This window comes from Bacillus sp. RAR_M1_44 (assembly GCF_020165935.1).
In the GTDB taxonomy this organism is placed as follows: domain Bacteria; phylum Bacillota; class Bacilli; order Bacillales; family Bacillaceae; genus Bacillus; species Bacillus altitudinis.
Genome location: NZ_JAIUKX010000001.1, coordinates 1,359,830 through 1,378,045, shown reverse-complemented (window position 1 = coordinate 1,378,045; position 18,216 = coordinate 1,359,830). Strand labels below are relative to the sequence as shown.

Genomic DNA, 18,216 nt, shown 5'->3' with positions numbered 1-18,216 from the left:
GATGGCTATGGAACGAATAGAGGTGAAAGGGGCAAGAGCCCACAACCTTAAAAATATTGATGTCAATATCCCGCGCGATCAGCTAGTGGTCATTACGGGTTTATCTGGTTCGGGAAAATCGTCGCTTGCCTTCGATACCATTTATGCAGAGGGTCAGCGTAGGTATGTTGAATCACTGTCAGCCTATGCACGTCAATTTCTCGGTCAAATGGACAAACCAGATGTAGATGCGATTGAAGGGCTTTCTCCAGCGATTAGTATTGACCAGAAAACGACAAGTAGGAACCCTCGATCAACCGTTGGGACTGTTACAGAAATTTATGATTACTTGCGTCTATTATATGCTCGAGTCGGAAAACCGATTTGTCCTATTCATGGGATCGAAATTACATCACAGACGATTGAGCAAATGACAGACCGCATTTTAGAGTATCCAGAACGAACGAAACTACAAGTGCTTGCTCCGGTTGTATCTGGACGTAAGGGAACTCACGTGAAAGTACTTGATCAAATTCGGAAGCAGGGCTACGTTCGAGTCAGAGTTGATGGCGAGATGGAGGACCTGTCAGAAGAGATCGAGCTTGAAAAGAATAAAAAGCATTCCATTGAAGTGGTGATTGATCGAATTGTCGTGAAAGAAGGCGTGGCTGCACGGTTGTCTGATTCTCTTGAAACGGCACTCCGACTTGGTGAAGGTCGTGTGATGATTGATGTGATTGGACAAGAGGAGCTGTTATTTAGTGAGCATCATGCTTGTCCGCACTGCGGATTCTCTATTGGGGAACTTGAGCCAAGAATGTTCTCGTTTAATAGCCCTTTCGGTGCCTGTCCAAGCTGTGATGGGCTTGGTTCTAAACTAGAAGTAGATCCAGAGCTTGTGATTCCGAATAAGGATTTGACTTTACGTCAGCATGCCATTGCCCCATGGGAGCCTCAAAGCTCACAATATTACCCGCAGCTTCTTGAGGCGGTATGTACACATTATGGAATTGACATGGATATTCCGGTAAAAGATATCCCGCCGCATTTATTTGATAAAATTTTATATGGTAGCGGCTCTGAGCTGATTTATTTTAAATATGAAAATGATTTTGGCCAGGTCCGTGAAAATGAAATCGAGTTTGAAGGTGTGCTTCGTAACATTGAACGACGCTACAAGGAAACGAGCTCCGATTATATTCGGGAGCAAATGGAAAAATATATGGCCAATCAGCCATGCCCGACCTGTAAAGGATATCGCCTGAAAAAAGAAACGCTTGCGGTTCTCATCAATGGCAAACATATCGGAGAAATGACCGATTTGTCTGTATCTGATGCCCTTGATTTCTATGAGAAAATTGAGTTGTCTGAGAAAGATTTGCAGATTGCCCAGCTCATTTTACGTGAAATCAAAGAGCGCTTATCCTTCTTAAATAATGTCGGATTAGATTATCTGACATTAAGCCGGTCTGCTGGCACATTATCAGGCGGGGAGGCGCAGCGGATTCGTTTGGCGACACAAATCGGATCAAGACTGACAGGCGTTCTTTATATTTTAGATGAACCATCGATTGGTCTGCATCAACGGGATAATGACCGGTTGATTGGAACATTGAAAAACATGCGTGATATCGGAAACACACTGATTGTTGTAGAACATGATGAAGATACGATGCTTGCCGCTGATTATCTCATTGATATTGGACCAGGAGCAGGGGTTCATGGAGGAGAAGTGATTTCAGCTGGAACGCCAGAAGAAGTCATGAAAGACCCAAAATCGTTGACTGGACAATATTTATCTGGTGAGAAATTCATCCCGCTTCCGATTGAGAGACGAAAGCCTGACGGCCGCTTCATTGAAATTAAAGGGGCAAAAGAAAACAACCTTAAAAACGTGAATGCGAAGTTTCCTTTAGGTGTCTTTACCGCTGTGACGGGTGTGTCAGGATCAGGGAAAAGTACACTTGTGAATGAAATTTTATTGAAATCCCTTGCCCAAAAACTGCACAGAGCAAAAGCTAAGCCAGGACAGCACAAAGAAATCAAAGGAATGGATCACTTAGACAAAGTCATTGATATTGATCAATCTCCAATTGGCCGTACACCAAGATCCAATCCTGCTACGTATACAGGTGTATTTGATGACGTGCGGGATGTGTTTGCGCAAACCAATGAAGCGAAGGTACGAGGCTATAAAAAAGGGCGATTCAGCTTTAACGTGAAAGGTGGACGCTGCGAAGCGTGTCGTGGAGATGGCATTATTAAAATTGAAATGCACTTTTTACCTGATGTATATGTGCCTTGTGAAGTGTGTCACGGGAAACGTTATAACCGCGAGACGTTAGAGGTCACGTATAAAGGGAAAAATATTTCCGATGTTCTTGAAATGACGGTAGAGGACGCACTTCAATTTTTCGAGAATATCCCGAAAATTAAGCGGAAGCTGCAAACAATCTTTGATGTTGGATTAGGATACATTACACTTGGGCAGCCTGCCACGACATTGTCTGGTGGAGAGGCGCAGCGTGTGAAATTGGCATCTGAGCTTCACCGCCGTTCAAACGGAAGATCTTTGTATATTTTAGACGAACCGACAACCGGTCTTCATGTGGATGATATTGCTAGGTTGTTAAAAGTGCTCCAGCGCTTGGTCGAAAACGGGGATACGGTATTGGTCATTGAGCACAACCTTGATATTATTAAGGCTGCCGATTACCTTGTTGATCTAGGACCAGAAGGCGGTGCTGGTGGAGGAACGATTATTGCTTCAGGAACACCTGAACACATTGCTAAAGAAGAAGCTTCTTACACCGGTCGATACTTAAAACCGATTTTAGAGCGTGATCGTGAGCGAATGAAACAGTTAGTCAAAGAAACAGAAAGTGTGACATCCTCATAAAGAAAAACCCCTCGGAAAGAGGGGTTTTCCTTTTATTGCACATCTTCCTTTGGCATTAAGTTACTGAGGTGCGTTAAATCCTTTAAAATATGAGTGCTGCTACTATCGAGCAGTACTTTTAAATAACGGATATCACCATACTTCGGATGAGACGGATGAATGGCCTCTAGCTCCTTGATCATATCGCTGTTCATGCTTTTCTGTTTCTGTATAAGGTCTAAAAGCGTTTGTGCCGTGTGGTTAGCATTATGATGATCTGTCAAAATAATTACCCCCTATAATGATAATCACCATCTTTTCAACATATTTTAAAGGGTAATCCATGAAGAATCTACACTTAGGTGCAAAAAGAAATAATTTGTGTCTAAGGTCATATGTAAATCGAATGAGTTTGAAACTTTTTATACGCCATAAACGTATGAGTTAGAAAGGAATTTTCATCATGAAGGAGCGAATATATATGAACAGAGATCAGTCGATCATTGCATCTATTTGTTATTTTAGTGTATTTTTCATGCCGTTTATTGTGCCGATCGTGGCATATTTTGTAGTGGATCAAAAGGAAACGAAACGGCATTCGCTGCGTGCATTGTGGTCACATGTTTTGCCAGTCGCAGCGTGTGTGCTGCTGGTTTTTGGAGCTATCCCCTTTTTATTGACGACACAGGCAAGCGACTCACTCGTTCCAGTGTTCACCGTACTTATCTTGTCCTTTTTAGTCGCCATTGGCTTTTTGATCTCTGTCATTTGGAATATCATTCAAGGTATTAAAGTGCTTCAATCCATCAAATCGTAGGAGGGCTTTGTATGAATGAAAAAGAACGCATTTTAAAATTAGTAGAAGACGGGACATTATCTGCAAAAGAAGCAATTACGCTACTTGAAAAATTAGAAGAAAATCAGTCCATTTCACTAGAAAAATCAACGGCTGATCATACCTTTCATGAAGAAAAAGCTGGCACAGAGAATAAAGGAACTGGTACTGAAAACCTCGGTGCAAAGCTGTTTGGATGGTTAGATTCGGCGGTGAAAAAGGTCAAAGATGTCGATCTTGATTTGAACTTTGGACAGTCCGTCGACGTTGAACACATTTTTCAATTCAAAGACGCGGCACTATCTCATTTAGATATTCAATTGGCAAACGGCAGTCTCAATTTGATGCCTTGGGATGATGGGGATGTTCGGGCAGAGTGTCATGCGAAAATTTACCGTGCAGAGGATGGAGAGCAGGCCAGACAGCAATTTCTTCAACATCTGGATTGCGGGCTTGAAGGGGACAAATTTTTTATCCGAACTGAAAAGAAGACCATGAAGGTCAATGTCACCCTGTATGTACCACGTATCCAATACGATAAGATCAAAGTCAAACTGTTTAATGGACCGATTCGCGGGGAAAAGCTAAAGACAAAAGAACTGGCTGCAAAAACAACAAATGGCGTCGTCTCTTTTGCCTCTTTACAAGCAGAAAAAGTCGGAATTGAAACAGCAAATGGACAAATCAAACTGGCTGATCACGAGTGTGGTATGATTGAAGTAGAAACCATTAATGGGCTCATTGACCTGCGCGGGAAAAGTGAATCAATTGATGCACAGAGCTTCAATGGGAACATTGCTGTTCAGCTGTCAGATGAGAAATGCCGTTCGATCTATGCAAAAACGACAACAGGCAGTGTGGACGTTCAGATTCCGCGTGCTTGTGCAGTGACTGCGGAGCTGAAAAGCAATCTCGGGTCGATCTCTCATGAGCTGCTTGATGCAAATATGATTAAAGAGAAAAATGAAACGCTGCAAAAAGAGAAAATGATCAAAGCCAATCAACAGGCGGAGCACAATATATCCATTTTTGCAGAAACAAAAACAGGCTCAATCCAAGTAAAGCACCAATCAGACAAGGAGTGATTCTACATGAAGAAGCTTTATCGTTCAGCGACAGATAAAAAAATAGCGGGTGTTGTCGGTGGACTTGCTGAATACTTAAGTGTCGATGCATCCCTGCTTCGTATTTTAACGGTGATCATCGGATTTATGACAGCATTTATGCCGATATTCTTGATCTACTTCATCTGGTATTTTGTTGTTCCGGAAGAAGGCACTAACTAAATGCTTAGATGGATCGTAAGTATTTTCGTCAATGCATTACTTTTAATCGTCATTGCTGGATATTTTGATTCAGGCATTCTTCCAGGCCTTGGTAGTGTGTATATTGAAGGCTTTGGCGCAGCGATTGTAGCAAGTATTATTTTGTCCTTGCTCAATATTTTAGTGAAGCCGTTTTTGATCATTTTAACGCTGCCAGTGACAGTACTTTCACTAGGATTGTTCCTCTTTGTCATTAATGCCATCACACTGATGATGACCTCAAGCTTTATGGGAGATAGTTTTAACATTGATGGGTTTGGAACGGCCATTTGGATGGCTGTCATTTTATCCATTTTCCATCTGCTCATACAAAAAGGAATCGTGGAACCGTTAGCGAAAAAAAGCTAACGGTTTTTTTGTGTGAATTTATATCGTTTCCCCGTTCCATCTGTCATAAAAACCGTCTTCAGGAGACACAATATCCGAAGGGAGGCGGTGCACGATGGTGAATGTGAGCAGACAAATCATTCTTTTGCTTTTTTTGAGCATTCTTTTTTGTTTCAGTCAGCCTGCTTCAGCAGGATCTTTGACACAAACACAAGTGAACATACGAAATAAGCCCTTTTCACCTTTTATCTTTGATCAATTTCAAGTAGATGTCCGTCCAGTTCAAGGAAAAAACCGTGATCTTCAATTTCGGGCATCTATTAGTCAGTCAGAGCAAATTTTGTCTGCAAACTTGTACTATAAACAGAGTGATGAACTGGGATATCGATTGATCCCGATGGAACGATTGCCGGGGATGAAACCAGAATTTACAGCAAAAATCCCGACAGATCAATTGTGGAATCCAACAGTTCATTACTATACAGAATTCCTGACGCAGAAGTCTGTCATCAAAACAACCGAACAAGCTGTTCACTTAAACGGATTTGAAGAGGATCTCTCACAAATTCCTGAGCTATTGATGACAGAAATCGTGGTGAATTCAAAAAACCGCAAAGGCAAGGATGCTTTTGAATTCATTGAGGTGTATAACACAACAGATGCACCCATTTCACTTCGACATTATCAGCTTCGCTATCGCAATCCAGCGCAAGGCGTGGAGATGGATGATATATATTCATTCCACACAAGTCCGATCACCATTTCTCCTGGAAAACCGTACGTATTTTGGCTTAGAAAAAAAGGACAGGAGCATTTAACAGTAGCGGACTTTAATGCGATGTACAAAAGCCATTTAAAAGAGGGCGAGCATCTATCTGTAATCGAGAGCAAAGGATTGTCCAATTCTAAATCCCGCCTTGTTTCTATCACAACAAATATAGGAGAAGAGGTATCGTCGGCATCCTATCGTTTAAAGCCTTCATTGTTTAGCGAGCACAGATCGTTACTGTTCAAGTATCCAATGGATGGAACGACACAAATGAAGCTGATCTCGAAAGTGGAGGAAGAGCCGACACCCGGAAAAGTGTTAAAAGCACAAGTTCCAACTGAAAAAAAAGAAATATCACAAGATGTTCATAAACCTGTGATCGAAGATATGACAGACAATCAACCGATAAAACCAACTGAAGGCATTGAAATGAGAGCAGATGTGCAGGATGATCAGTCCGTCAAAACGGTCAAATTGCGATATCGAACCAATCGTCATGAAGATTTTAAAGAGGTGCTGCTTCAAAAGGATCATAATGATCGGCTGTTTCACCATATTATTTATTCACCTGAGCTCATCGGTAAAGAACGATTGGAATATCAGATTGAAGCGTCAGACGGCGAAAATCAAGCAATGACAATGAAAAAAACAATTGATGTGGAACAAGTAAGCAAAGCTCACGGCCTTCGATTGAATGTAGAAGAAGGAGATACGGTTTCTGGCGTATTTCACTTAAAAGCAACAGCAGATCAGAAAAAAAGCATACAATTAATGATAGATGGAAAACCGATTCGACAAGTATTCCCTGCACTTGAAGCAGATCCATATCTTGCATTTGATGTCAAAGGGACAAATTTATATTTTAAGAATGGTGTATCTATAGGTAAGCACTTACTTTCCATTTTTGATGATTCGACAAAAGTGTATCGCACCTATACAATACCAATACCAGAAAAACACTTAGAAAAGGCAGGTCCACAAACGATATCATTCCATGCTGGGACGAAGTCATCGCCGTTTGACCGATTTCCTGGAGAAAATCACGATGATTTTGAATTGAAAAATGTCCAGATGATTTTATCGAATGGAACTCAAATTCTGCCTCTAAATGCGAGCCAGCATGAGGAATGGAAAATGGGCGACGGTGGCAGCGCTAAGAAGGTAAGAGCATTTCAGTTTCAAATCCCGAAGCAAGCATATGCTTCAAGCTATATTCAGTGGGATACAAGAAGGCTGAAAGAAGGAGTACATGTTGTTCAGGCTAAAACCGCAGACGAATCTCAATCTGTACGTGTGAAAGTCGATAACACGGGTCCGAAAATCAAGAGTAATATACAGGCAAATGACCAATATAAAGGCGTCTTTACGTTAAAGGCAAAGGTGACGGATCGTTGGAGTGACATAGTGGAGATGAAGGCATATTTAGATGGAAAACCGATCTCTTTGCCTTATCAGACGTCCTCTAGCGAATTAGAACCTGGGGAGCACACATTGAAGATAAAAGCAAAAGATGCCGCTGGAAACAAATCAACTTTGAAAAAGGTTTTTAAGACGGTACATGAACACCCTGAGACGCCAGAGAGAGTGTCAGATAGGACAAAAATGGAATCATCTAAGCAAACAGTGCTAACCAATGATCCTACTAATGATCAGTTAGATTACTCCTTTTACCGTGCCTATCAATATACATCGCTGCATCCGTCCATGAAGATTTTCAAATATGCAGCGGAAACAGAGCCGCCAAAACATTTAAATGAAACAGGGGAAATGATTTTTTCTGATCGAGAAAGAAATCGCATTGCATTTGCTGATGGTAAATCAGTGGAAACGAAAGATCTACAGCATTTTCCTTATCATCGCTTTCAAATCAAGGTTCATCACGATGTACGTGAAAAGGATGTTGTCGAAGCTGTATGGAAAGGAAGCTCATTATCAGGGAGAAAGGTAACGATGTACGCTTGGAATCATCAGCAAGAAAAGTGGGATAAAATCACTCATCACTTTGCCAAGGATGAAAAGGAATTTTACCTGAAAGGGCTGCTGTCAGTCAGACAGTATATGAAAAATCAAACGTTTGATTTGCTTGTACAAGATGAGGTCAGTAAGACGTTAAAGCCTTATAAGATGGTGTGGATGTCTGATACTCAATATTATGCCAGAAGTTATCCTCACATCTTCAAAAAAATGGTCGAGTGGATCAGAGATCAAAGGGACCCATTAAATATTCAATATGTGTTCCATACAGGTGATATTGTGGATGATTCAAAGGATAAGCAGTGGAATCGTGCCGATACATTTATGCGTGTGTTAGATAAGCATCATATTCCTTACGGTGTATTAGCTGGTAATCATGATGTCAGGCACAAAGACGGCCATTATAGGGAATATGGGAGGTATTTTGGAGCGAAACGCTTTGAAGACAAGCCGTATTACGGTGAATCCTATCAAAACAATCGAGGTCATTATGATCTTATCTCTGCTGGTGGCAATGATTATATGATGGTGTATATGGGCTGGGGGATCAAGCAAAATGAGATTGACTGGTTAAATCGAGTCATTTCTGAACATCCAGATCGAATTGTCATTTTAAATTTCCATGAGTATTTGTTAGTGAGCGGCAATCGAAGCCCAATTGGAGATTTGATCTTCCATCAAGTGGTAAAGCGTCACCCGAATATTGTCGCAGTATTTAGCGGCCACTACCACGGAGCCAGTCGAAAAGTAGATGAGATTGACGATGATCATGATGGAAAAGTGGACAGAAAAGTATATCAAATCCTTGCAGATTACCAGTCAGGTCCTGAAGGCGGTCAAGGTTTTATGCGGCTGATCACTGCGGATCAAGAAAAAAATAAACTTCATTTCACCACATATTCACCCTACTTGAATCAAGAACATTTCTATGATCCAAAAACGTATGGAGATCAAGATGAATTTTCAATTGATGTGGATTTAACACCTAAAATGAAATCCGTTAAAACCAATTATTTTGAATTGAATGTCTACACAAACGTTCTTCTTGGAGAGGTCAAAGGTGTGAAAAGTGGTAAAAAAGCAAGCTTTGAATGGAAAGGGTTAAAGCCAAATCAAGAATATTATTGGTACACTGTAGCAAAAGACCGTTTCGAAGGGAAAGCGATTTCGCCTATATGGAAAATTCATACAAAAAATGATGATCAATCAACATTTCTTAGGAAATAAAAAAACTGTGCTTTCAGGAGCACAGTTTTATCTTTCCATTGTGTGAGTGAGTTTGTATCGATCCCCTCTATAAACGGACATGACATACTCGAATGGAAGGTCATTTTGAAAATAAGTTGTTCTTACAATGGAGAGGACAGGGTCCCCTAAAGAAATAGACAGCAGGTCAGCTTCTTCCTTTGAAGCAACATTGGCTTCAAGCTCCTGCTTGGCATGGGCAATGGTTAGACCTGTGTTCGTTTCTATATATTCATATAAAGATCCAGTTAAATGGTCCTTTGTGAGCTCGCCAGCAAATTTTTCAGGTATATAACTCGTTTCAATAGCCATTGGTTCATTGTTTGCAAGGCGGATTCGTTTTAATTCATAAACATCTTCACTGTTCGACAGCTGTAATGATTGCAGCAAGTGCTCTGGGCATGCGACTTTTTTGAAATCAATCAACTGACTTGAAGCTTTGAACCCACGTTGACGCATATCTTCTGTAAAGCTTGTTAAGCCCTGAAGCGGTTGTTCAAACTTCTTTCGGCTAACAAATGTTCCTTTTCCTTTTTGCCGGTATAAATATCCTTCGTTCACAAGGTTCGATAAGGCTTGTCTGACAGTCATTCGGCTAATACCAAAGCGTTCGGCATATTCTCTTTCAGAAGGAATGAGTGTATCAGGTGCTAACGTTCCATCCTCAATCTGCTTTTTCAAGTTCTCCATAATCTGATGGTACATGGGGATAGGTGACTGCTTATCAATAAACATGTGAAAATCCTCTCGTGTTTAGCGTAGTGAACCAGCTTCTCGATCAATAAAAATCGTCACATCTTCATGAAGTTTCAGAGCAGATGCAGGGAAGTCTGGGTGAATCTCTGTTCGTTCTAAATATTGTATCACGTCCGCTTTTGATTTTCCTGATGCGAGAAGGAGAATTTTTTTACTTGAAAGAATGCTTGCAATTCCCATTGTAATGGCATGTGTAGGCACCTCATCAATAGAAGAAAAGTATCTTGCATTGGCTTGACGAGTGTGTTCATCTAATTGAACGACATGCGTCTTTGAGTCAAAGGGAGTACCAGGTTCATTAAACCCGATATGTCCATTTTGTCCGATACCAAGTAGCTGAAGATCAATGCCCCCTAAATCTTCAATGAGCTGATCATACCTTAAGCACTCTTCTTCCAAGTGAGAAGCAGCACCATTGGGAAGGAAATATTGATCTGACGGGAGATCAATATGGTCAAATAAATGTCGCTTCATGTAAGTCATATAACTATTTTCATGATTTGGATCAATTCCCACGTACTCATCCAGATTCACTGTTCTTGCTTGTTTGAAAGACAATTGTTCTGTTTGATGCAACTGAATTAACTCTTTATAAGTGTCAATTGGTGTACCGCCAGTTGCCAGACCGAGAACCGCATCTGTTTTTGATTCAATGGTACGTGCAATGAAAGCAGCTGCTGCTTTTCCTAATTGATCTTTATCTGCAAATTCGATGATGTTCATCAGTGTGTGGCCTCCTTTTTTTCATAAACGATTTGTCCATGGCAGATCGTCATCATGAGTTCGCCAGCTTCATCCCAAATGACCAAGTCTGCCAGTTTTCCAACTTCGATCGAACCGAGCTGATGATCGATCCCGAGCTGAGTGGCTGCATTTGTTGAGGTCATTTGAGCAATTTCTGTCCATCCGCATTGTGTGATCTGTCTCATACGTTTGACCCCATCTTTCATTTGTAAAATCGATCCTGCAAGTGTTCCATCTGCCAGCAATGCTTTTTCACCGCTGACTGTCACTGTCTGCCCACCAAATTCGTAGGTTCCCTCTCCAAGTCCTTTTGCACGCATTGAGTCTGTAATCATGATCAAACGTTCACTTCCCTTTGCCAAATACGCAAGCTTTACGGAAAGAGGATGTGAATGAATGCCATCTGTAATCAGCTCAGTCAAAAGCTTTTCGTTTGTAAGCGCAGCCCCTGCAACATTGGGCTCACGATGCTGAAATGAACTCATCGCATTATAAAGATGCGTGACATGACGCGCACCGTGCTTTGCTGCTAGTTCAATCATGTCATGAGGAGCATTTGTATGTCCAATAGAAGGAATGATATTTTTTTCTTTTAGTAAGGAAAGAAATGCAAAATCATCATCTTCCTCAGGTGCAAAAGTGACAATTCGAATCAGCTGATCAGATGCACTCAGCCATTTCTCAAAAAGAGGAAGGTTAGCCTGCGTAATCCATTGAGCAGGCTGCGCACCAGCTTTATCTTTAGAAATAAAAGGACCTTCTAGATGAATGCCTAAACATTGTGCCTGACTTCCAGCCTGCTTTTCATTATAGGGTCTCCACTGTGCGACATTTTTAAGTGCTTGCTCAATCTCTTGATGATTTTGTGTAATGGTTGTTGCTAAAAAGCTTGTCGTTCCTTCTGCGGGTAAGTGATCAGCAAGTGTATTCATGGCTTCTGGTGTCGCATCCATCATATCTGCACCATATCCCCCATGGATGTGAATATCAATCATTCCGGGGAGTAAATAAAAGTTTTCCCGGGAAATATATACTTTTTCATAATTTCCTGTCGGCGGTGATGTTGAAATATAGTCGATCTTGCCATCGCGTAAACCGACAAAACCGTTTTCAATGATTTCTGTCTTTGTCACAATATGAATATTGGAGAGCAATAAAGAACTGCTCATGATTGTGCCCCCTTATTCTCGTCGTTAGATTCAGTTTACCTTTTTTAAGTATAGTTGTCTATACCAGTGAATGTGTTGAAACAGGATCAGGATAAAATACTGTTTTGGGTTCATCATTGAAAGTGATAAAATAGAGCTGTATTTCTGAAACGCCTGTGATAAAAGGAGGAAGAAGCGTGCCGAAAGTTCGTACGAAGGACATAATGGAACAATTTCATCTTGAACTGGTAAGTGGGGAAGAAGGGATTAATCGTCCCATTACAATCAGTGATCTTTCCAGACCAGGTATTGAAATGGCTGGATATTTTACATATTACCCAAAAGAAAGAGTTCAACTTTTAGGGAAGACAGAGCTTTCTTTTTTTGAACAGCTCCCAGAACGCGAACGAAAGCAGAGAATGATGTCTCTTTGTACAGATATTACCCCTGCCATCATTTTGTCACGAGATCGTGAAGTACCAAAGGAATTGATCGAAGCTTCAAATGAAAATGGAGTGCCGGTTTTACGCTCAAGCTTAAAAACGACAAGACTTTCGAGTCGATTAACGAACTTCTTAGAAAGCAAGCTTGCACCAACGACTGCGATTCATGGCGTACTCGTAGATGTATATGGTGTAGGTGTACTGTTAATTGGAAAAAGTGGCGTAGGAAAAAGTGAAACGGCTTTAGAATTAGTGAAGAGAGGACACAGGCTGGTTGCAGACGATTGCGTGGAAATCAGGCAAGAGGATCAGGATACGTTAGTTGGAAGCGCACCAGAGCTGATTGAGCACCTTCTAGAAATCCGTGGATTAGGCATTATTAATGTGATGACCTTATTTGGAGCGGGCGCTGTCAGAAGCTATAAGAGAATTACGATTGTTATGAACCTTGAGCTTTGGGAACAAGGCAAACAGTATGACCGTTTAGGACTTGAGGAAGAAAAAATGCGGATCATCGATACAGATGTACCAAAGCTGACCATCCCTGTACGTCCGGGACGAAATTTAGCGGTCATCATCGAGGTAGCTGCTATGAACTTCAGATTGAAACGAATGGGACATAATGCAGCGGAACAATTTACAAGTAAACTTGCCGATGTCATTGAAGACAATGGCCAGGATGAATAGGAGCTGTCTATATGAATGAAGCAATTCAACCAATTGATCCGATTGCTTTTCAGCTCGGACCTATTTCGGTTCATTGGTATGGTGTGATTATTGGGGTCGGAGCTCTGCTTGGACTCTGGCTCGCATTAAGGGAGTGTGAAAAAAGAGGCATCAATAAAGATATGTTTATTGATCTCATCTTATTTGCCATTCCTATCGCCATTATTTGTGCACGAATTTATTATGTATCCTTTGAATGGGATTATTATCAGCAGCACCCAAATGAAATCATCAAGATTTGGAATGGTGGAATTGCCATACATGGCGGACTGATAGGGGCGGTGCTGACAGCGATTGTCTTTACTAAAGTGAGAAAGGTGTCCTTTTGGAAAATCGCCGATGTCGCAGCGCCTAGTATTTTACTAGGGCAAGCCATCGGGCGCTGGGGGAACTTTATTAATCAGGAAGCGCATGGTGAGGCTGTTTCAAGAGCCTTTTTAGAAAATTTGCACCTGCCTGAGTTTATTATTAATCAGATGTACATTGACGGGACCTACTATCACCCTACGTTCTTATATGAATCATTATGGAATATTGCAGGCGTTTTGATATTAATCTTATTACGTAGAACATCATTGCGTCGAGGCGAAATGTTCTTGTCTTATTTAATCTGGTATTCAATCGGCCGTTTCTTCATTGAAGGAATGAGAACAGACAGCTTAATGCTGACTGAGCATCTTCGAATTGCACAGATGATTTCGATTGCCATATTTGCAGTGGCTGTTTTGCTGATTGTGTTTAGAAGAATCAAGGGATATGCATCTATACGGTATAAAGAGAACAACTCATCAAATTAAGCAAGGGGGATAAGAGATGGGTGAGACATGGAAAAACGGCTTGAAAGCAGGGTTATCGACAACTTGGACACTTGGAAAAGTCATTTTTCCGGTTACCATTCTCGTTAGTATCTTGCAGCATACACCTGTGATGGATTGGATGATACAATTCATCCGTCCATTTATGGGTCTGTTTGGTCTTTCAGGGGAAGCGGCCATTCCGCTTGTTTTAGGAAATATGCTGAACTTGTATGCGGGTATTGCAGCCATCTTGACATTAGAGCTGCCTGTGAAGGAAGTGTTCATTTTAGCGGTCATGCTCTCTTTTTGTCACAACTTGATCATCGAATCAACAGTGGCGGCGAAGGTTGGGCTGCGGGTGTCTATCATTTTGCTAGTCAGAATCAGTCTTGCCGTCGTGTCAGCAATTGTCATTCACCTCGTTTGGCAGGGAGGCGAGGAGCCGGCGCAATATGGTTTGCTGACAGCTGCTCAGTCGGCTGATGTGCCTTCTAGCTGGTATATGATCGTACTTCTTGCTTTACAGAAAGCTGTTCTTGGTGTGCTGCAGCTGGCTTGTATTGTCATTCCTCTCATGATCATCATTCAATTCATGAGAGACTTAGGGTGGCTCCATACGCTGTCTAAGTGGCTGTCTCCTTTTACGAGAATGCTTGGAATGAAAGAAAATACGTCTATGACGATGGTGGCTGGTTTAACCATTGGTCTTGCCTACGGGGCAGGCGTCATGATGAAGGCAGTGGAAGAGGACGGTGTCAGCAAAAAGGATTTAACGCTTGCTTTCATTTTCCTTGTGGCGTGTCATGCGGTGGTCGAAGATACACTCATTTTCATTCCATTAGGTATTCCAGTATGGCCGCTTCTTCTTATTCGCCTTATTTCTGCTATTTTATTGACAGCTGCCATCAGCTATATTTGGCGGAGGCGGGAACATGCAGCTGTTAGAAAGGAAGCTATATGAACCAATCAACTATTAACACAGTGCTATTTGATTTAGATGGCACATTAATCAATACAAATGAATTAATTATTGCTTCATTTCAGCATACGCTTGATCATTATTACCCTGGTCAATACAGCCGTGAGGATATCCTTCATTTCATTGGTCCATCATTATTTGATACATTCTCTGCAATGGATCCGAATCTGACAGATGATATGATCCAGATGTATCGAACGTTTAATCATGAACAGCATGATCTGCTTGTGACGGAGTACGAGACGGTGTTAGATACGTTGAAAATTCTTCAGGATCGAGGGTTTAAGCTTGGTATTGTGACAACAAAAATCCGTGATACGGTCTTAATGGGATTAAAGCTGACTGGGTTGGAGCCATTTTTTGAGGTCATTGTCACACTTGATGATGTACAAAATGAAAAGCCGCATCCAGAACCAGTTCAACTGGCATTATCCAAGCTCGGCAGTGATCCGCATGAGGCGATCATGGTTGGTGATAATTATCACGATATTTTATCTGGTCAAGCGGCAGGGACGAAAACAGCAGGTGTTGCTTGGTCTATTAAGGGAGAAGAAGCCCTGTTAAAGCATCGCCCAGATTATATGCTGCAGAAAATGAGTGATCTCTTGGCGATTGTTGGAGCTGATTAAGTTGAGAAAAACAGATCGTTATCCTGTCAAAGGGGTCAATTCGCTTAGACAAGTCTATCGAACGGTCCCCTTTCTCAAGGTTGTAAAAAACTTTATCTTTATTCAACTGGCAAGGTATACGCCTTTTATGGGAATGAAAAATTGGATTTATCGCACCTTCCTTCGAATGAAAGTCGGTGAGGATACGGCGTTTGCTTTAATGGTGATGGTCGATCTCATGTTTCCTGAGAAAATCACTGTCGGTCGAAATAGTGTGATTGGCTATAACACAACCATTCTGTCCCATGAGTATTTGATTAAAGAGTATAGGCTTGGGGAAGTCTATATTGGTGATGAAGTGTTAATTGGAGCAAATTCAACGATTCTACCTGGAGTGACAATTGGTGATGGTGCGATTGTATCGGCGGGAACTCTTGTGAACAAAGATGTTCCGGCAGGCTCCTTTGTTGGAGGAAATCCAATGCGGATGATATATACAAAAGAGGAAATGGAAGCACGTCAATCTTCGTCTGCTGAGTAGCTCGGCAGACTTTTTTGTTGACATTCTAACATGGTGTAACTATAATGATTACAACAGAGGTGAGAAAACATGAAAATCAGCAGCAGATTTACTGTCGCTGTCCATATTCTGGCCTTGCTATCACTTGAAAAAGGTTCTTTACAGACATCGGAGGATATCGCAGGAAGTGTCAATACAAATCCAGTGGTGATTCGCCGTATCATGAGTAAGCTCAAAAAAGCAGGCCTAATCTCAACGAGTCTTGGCAAAGGCGGTTCTCAATTGAACCGAAGTGAGGATGACATCACACTGCTCGATGTGTATAAAGCGGTTGAAGTTGTGGATGAGGGAGAGTTGTTTCAAATTCATGAAAGCCCAAACCCTGACTGTCCGATCGGTGCAAATATTCAAGCTGTACTAGAATTAATTTTGTGCCGTGCCCAGAGTGCGATGGAGCAAGTGCTTGCTGAGATCAAATTAAGTGAACTAACGCAGGTTTTAATCAAAAAAATTGGATGATCTATTCAATTTTTTTTACCTCTGTTGTAACTATTGTGGTTACAACTTAAGTGATCAAAATAACAATATATTGTAGGAGGAATTTACATGAACATTGGAATCATTGGCGCAACAGGTAAAGCAGGACAACACATTTTAAAAGAAGCTCAATCGAGAGGGCACGAAGTAACGGCAATCGTTCGAGATGCACAAAAAGTGACCAATTCATCAGCAGCTGTTTTAGAAAAGGATGTTTTTCACTTAGAGGCGGGAGACGTCAAAGGTTTTGATGTGATCGTAAACGCATTTGGTGCACCAGCAGGACAAGAGCATCTTCATGTAGAAGCAGGAAAAAAACTCATTCATCTTTTGAAAGAGACACCAGAAACGCGTTTAATCGTTGTGGGAGGTGCTGGAAGTTTATTTGTAGATGAGGCCAAAACAACTAGACTGATGGACACACCGGAGTTTCCAAAGGAATACTTTGCTACTGCTTCACACCAAGGAGAAAATTTAATAGATCTTCAAAAGACCGAAGGATTAAAATGGACATTTTTAAGTCCAGCAGCCTTCTTTAATCCAGCAGGCAAACGGACAGGTGCTTATGTGAAAGGCAAAGACCATCTTATCGTCAATTCAAAGGGTGACAGCTATGTGAGTTATGCTGACTACGCCGTTGCACTTGTCGATGAGATAGAACAAGCTGCTCATGTTGGAGAACGTTTTACTGTGGTTTCTGAAGCAGAATAAGAATATAAAAACCCCGCTATTTAGCGGGGTTTTATGCTTTAATGATAATCGCCTGGCTGCCCATCTGTTTCCAAGAATCCTCAAACTGTTCACGATCGACTTTTTGATTCTTCTCTCCGTAAGGGTTATTTAAGTAGACATGATCTTTGTCGTAGCCAGTGATGACCACGCTATGCATATTAAAGCTGATATCTATTTTTCCATTTGGTGTATTCCATGTTTCAATGTTATCTGTTTTGGCAAAGGTCGAAGTTGTAATGACCCAGACAGGATAACCTTTTTCAAGTGATTGGTAAATGGCTTTTTTAACTGGCTTGCCGGTCAAGTCCACCGCTTGATTACCTGCATATTTTTTCGCAAGCTGATAAATGGGTTCATGGTACACACCAAGACCTGGCCCATTCTCCATATCGCCTACAAACCCGTCATGAGGGTCTCCTTTTAAGCCATTCTCATAATTGAGTGGGATACGCTTAATCTCGTTTGCCAATGCGTTTTTCGTTATATGCTCATAGCCGCTGTAATGAAGAAGCATGGCTAAGCTCGTGACTTCGCATCCGTTATAAAGCTTTGGTGCATCCATTTGATTAAAGAGGATGACGTCCATGGCTTTTTTATTTCCTTTTAAACTAGAATGTGTCGTTTCTGTTTTCTTCGTAGAACGTGTTTCTTCTGCTGCTAGTGCGGTATCATTTTCTTTTTCTTTGGCTTCTTGCGGTGACGTTGTTTTCTTGACTTGGTCGAATTGTGAAATGAAAATAAAGCCGAAATAAACAAGACATGCGCACAACAAAGTTAAGATTAATGTCTGGATGAATTTCACTGTAATCTCCTGTGTTATTCAATATTTTTAAGTATTATAGCATGTTCCTAAAGCAAAGAGATCAAAAAGGATTAGGTGTCATTTTAATGTAA

At 41.3% G+C, this 18,216-nt stretch carries 18 protein-coding genes; 13 read left to right on the top strand and 5 right to left on the bottom strand.

Annotated elements, in window-relative coordinates:
• The first annotated feature begins 1 nt into the window (after position 1).
• Entirely contained in the window at positions 2–2,878 is a 2,877-nt protein-coding gene (uvrA, locus tag LCD34_RS07495; RefSeq protein ID WP_146270625.1) for an excinuclease ABC subunit UvrA, read from the top strand.
• Between the two features lie 32 nt (positions 2,879–2,910).
• On the opposite strand, the gene LCD34_RS07490 is transcribed toward uvrA, so the two are convergent.
• Positions 2,911–3,141, bottom strand: a complete 231-nt coding sequence (locus LCD34_RS07490; RefSeq protein WP_008348188.1) for a hypothetical protein — start codon at positions 3,139–3,141, stop codon at positions 2,911–2,913.
• Between the two features lie 197 nt (positions 3,142–3,338).
• Between LCD34_RS07490 and LCD34_RS07485 the strand changes: the two genes are divergently transcribed.
• From LCD34_RS07485 to LCD34_RS07465, 5 genes are all read left to right on the top strand, one after another.
• Entirely contained in the window at positions 3,339–3,674 is a 336-nt protein-coding gene (locus LCD34_RS07485) for a hypothetical protein (protein WP_008348186.1), read from the top strand.
• 11 nt (positions 3,675–3,685) lie between these two features.
• Positions 3,686–4,777 (top strand): DUF4097 family beta strand repeat-containing protein, encoded by a 1,092-nt coding sequence (locus LCD34_RS07480; RefSeq protein ID WP_007500040.1) that lies wholly within the window; start codon positions 3,686–3,688, stop codon positions 4,775–4,777.
• Positions 4,778–4,783: 6 nt separating this feature from the next.
• The gene (locus tag LCD34_RS07475; RefSeq protein ID WP_008348183.1) at positions 4,784–4,978 is read left to right on the top strand and encodes a PspC domain-containing protein; all 195 of its coding nucleotides are present in this window, start codon (positions 4,784–4,786) and stop codon (positions 4,976–4,978) included.
• A complete protein-coding gene (locus LCD34_RS07470) occupies positions 4,979–5,365 on the top strand; it encodes a phage holin family protein (protein WP_007500042.1) in 387 nt (128 codons plus the stop codon).
• A gap of 94 nt (positions 5,366–5,459) precedes the next feature.
• A complete protein-coding gene (locus tag LCD34_RS07465; RefSeq protein WP_060781460.1) occupies positions 5,460–9,314 on the top strand; it encodes a metallophosphoesterase in 3,855 nt (1,284 codons plus the stop codon).
• Positions 9,315–9,341: 27 nt separating this feature from the next.
• Here the strand turns inward: LCD34_RS07465 and LCD34_RS07460 are convergent, their stop codons facing one another.
• From LCD34_RS07460 to nagA, 3 genes are read right to left on the bottom strand one after another with little or no spacing between them, the layout of a single operon-like run.
• The gene (locus tag LCD34_RS07460; protein ID WP_060781459.1) at positions 9,342–10,067 is read right to left on the bottom strand and encodes a GntR family transcriptional regulator; all 726 of its coding nucleotides are present in this window, start codon (positions 10,065–10,067) and stop codon (positions 9,342–9,344) included.
• 18 nt (positions 10,068–10,085) lie between these two features.
• Complete coding sequence (gene nagB, locus LCD34_RS07455) at positions 10,086–10,811, bottom strand: glucosamine-6-phosphate deaminase (protein ID WP_046527618.1); 726 nt, start codon at positions 10,809–10,811, stop codon at positions 10,086–10,088.
• Entirely contained in the window at positions 10,811–12,001 is a 1,191-nt protein-coding gene (gene nagA, locus LCD34_RS07450; protein ID WP_060781458.1) for an N-acetylglucosamine-6-phosphate deacetylase, read from the bottom strand. Before nagA ends, nagB begins: the two co-directional genes overlap by 1 nt.
• Positions 12,002–12,177: 176 nt before the next feature.
• Between nagA and hprK the strand changes: the two genes are divergently transcribed.
• The 7 genes from hprK (at position 12,178) to LCD34_RS07415 (ending at position 17,301) form a co-directional block, all read left to right on the top strand.
• Positions 12,178–13,110: an HPr(Ser) kinase/phosphatase gene (gene hprK / locus LCD34_RS07445; protein WP_003212943.1), complete on the top strand. Its 933-nt coding sequence runs from the start codon at positions 12,178–12,180 to the stop codon at positions 13,108–13,110.
• A gap of 11 nt (positions 13,111–13,121) precedes the next feature.
• Positions 13,122–13,946 carry a prolipoprotein diacylglyceryl transferase gene (gene lgt / locus LCD34_RS07440; protein ID WP_046344550.1) on the top strand — a complete coding sequence of 275 codons (825 nt, stop codon included), beginning with the start codon at positions 13,122–13,124 and terminating at the stop codon, positions 13,944–13,946.
• Between the two features lie 16 nt (positions 13,947–13,962).
• Positions 13,963–14,907, top strand: coding sequence for a nucleoside recognition domain-containing protein (locus tag LCD34_RS07435; RefSeq protein WP_165379152.1), 945 nt, complete (start codon positions 13,963–13,965; stop codon positions 14,905–14,907).
• Complete coding sequence (gene ppaX / locus LCD34_RS07430; protein WP_017357895.1) at positions 14,904–15,554, top strand: pyrophosphatase PpaX; 651 nt, start codon at positions 14,904–14,906, stop codon at positions 15,552–15,554. Before LCD34_RS07435 ends, ppaX begins: the two co-directional genes overlap by 4 nt.
• A gap of 1 nt (position 15,555) precedes the next feature.
• Positions 15,556–16,074, top strand: a complete 519-nt coding sequence (locus LCD34_RS07425; protein WP_035701530.1) for an acyltransferase — start codon at positions 15,556–15,558, stop codon at positions 16,072–16,074.
• A gap of 69 nt (positions 16,075–16,143) precedes the next feature.
• Positions 16,144–16,572: an Rrf2 family transcriptional regulator gene (locus LCD34_RS07420; protein WP_003213266.1), complete on the top strand. Its 429-nt coding sequence runs from the start codon at positions 16,144–16,146 to the stop codon at positions 16,570–16,572.
• An 87-nt stretch (positions 16,573–16,659) separates the two neighbouring features.
• The gene (locus tag LCD34_RS07415) at positions 16,660–17,301 is read left to right on the top strand and encodes an NAD(P)-dependent oxidoreductase (protein WP_045033996.1); all 642 of its coding nucleotides are present in this window, start codon (positions 16,660–16,662) and stop codon (positions 17,299–17,301) included.
• 31 nt (positions 17,302–17,332) lie between these two features.
• Here LCD34_RS07415 and LCD34_RS07410 read toward each other — a convergent pair whose 3' ends face one another.
• On the bottom strand, positions 17,333–18,124 hold the full coding sequence (locus LCD34_RS07410) for a C39 family peptidase (protein ID WP_224558736.1): 792 nt from the start codon (positions 18,122–18,124) through the stop codon (positions 17,333–17,335).
• Positions 18,125–18,216: the final 92 nt, after the last annotated feature.

Coding starts and splice junctions, on each gene's coding strand:
- LCD34_RS07420 (WP_003213266.1), top strand. CDS start 16,144: ATGAAAATCAGCAGCAGATTTACTGTCGCTGTCCATATTCTGGCCTTG.
- nagA (WP_060781458.1), bottom strand. CDS start 12,001: ATGAGCAGTTCTTTATTGCTCTCCAATATTCATATTGTGACAAAGACA.
- LCD34_RS07415 (WP_045033996.1), top strand. CDS start 16,660: ATGAACATTGGAATCATTGGCGCAACAGGTAAAGCAGGACAACACATT.
- LCD34_RS07460 (WP_060781459.1), bottom strand. CDS start 10,067: ATGTTTATTGATAAGCAGTCACCTATCCCCATGTACCATCAGATTATG.
- LCD34_RS07435 (WP_165379152.1), top strand. CDS start 13,963: ATGGGTGAGACATGGAAAAACGGCTTGAAAGCAGGGTTATCGACAACT.
- LCD34_RS07470 (WP_007500042.1), top strand. CDS start 4,979: ATGCTTAGATGGATCGTAAGTATTTTCGTCAATGCATTACTTTTAATC.
- ppaX (WP_017357895.1), top strand. CDS start 14,904: ATGAACCAATCAACTATTAACACAGTGCTATTTGATTTAGATGGCACA.
- uvrA (WP_146270625.1), top strand. CDS start 2: ATGGCTATGGAACGAATAGAGGTGAAAGGGGCAAGAGCCCACAACCTT.
- lgt (WP_046344550.1), top strand. CDS start 13,122: ATGAATGAAGCAATTCAACCAATTGATCCGATTGCTTTTCAGCTCGGA.
- LCD34_RS07480 (WP_007500040.1), top strand. CDS start 3,686: ATGAATGAAAAAGAACGCATTTTAAAATTAGTAGAAGACGGGACATTA.
- nagB (WP_046527618.1), bottom strand. CDS start 10,811: ATGAACATCATCGAATTTGCAGATAAAGATCAATTAGGAAAAGCAGCA.
- LCD34_RS07485 (WP_008348186.1), top strand. CDS start 3,339: ATGAACAGAGATCAGTCGATCATTGCATCTATTTGTTATTTTAGTGTA.
- LCD34_RS07465 (WP_060781460.1), top strand. CDS start 5,460: ATGGTGAATGTGAGCAGACAAATCATTCTTTTGCTTTTTTTGAGCATT.
- LCD34_RS07475 (WP_008348183.1), top strand. CDS start 4,784: ATGAAGAAGCTTTATCGTTCAGCGACAGATAAAAAAATAGCGGGTGTT.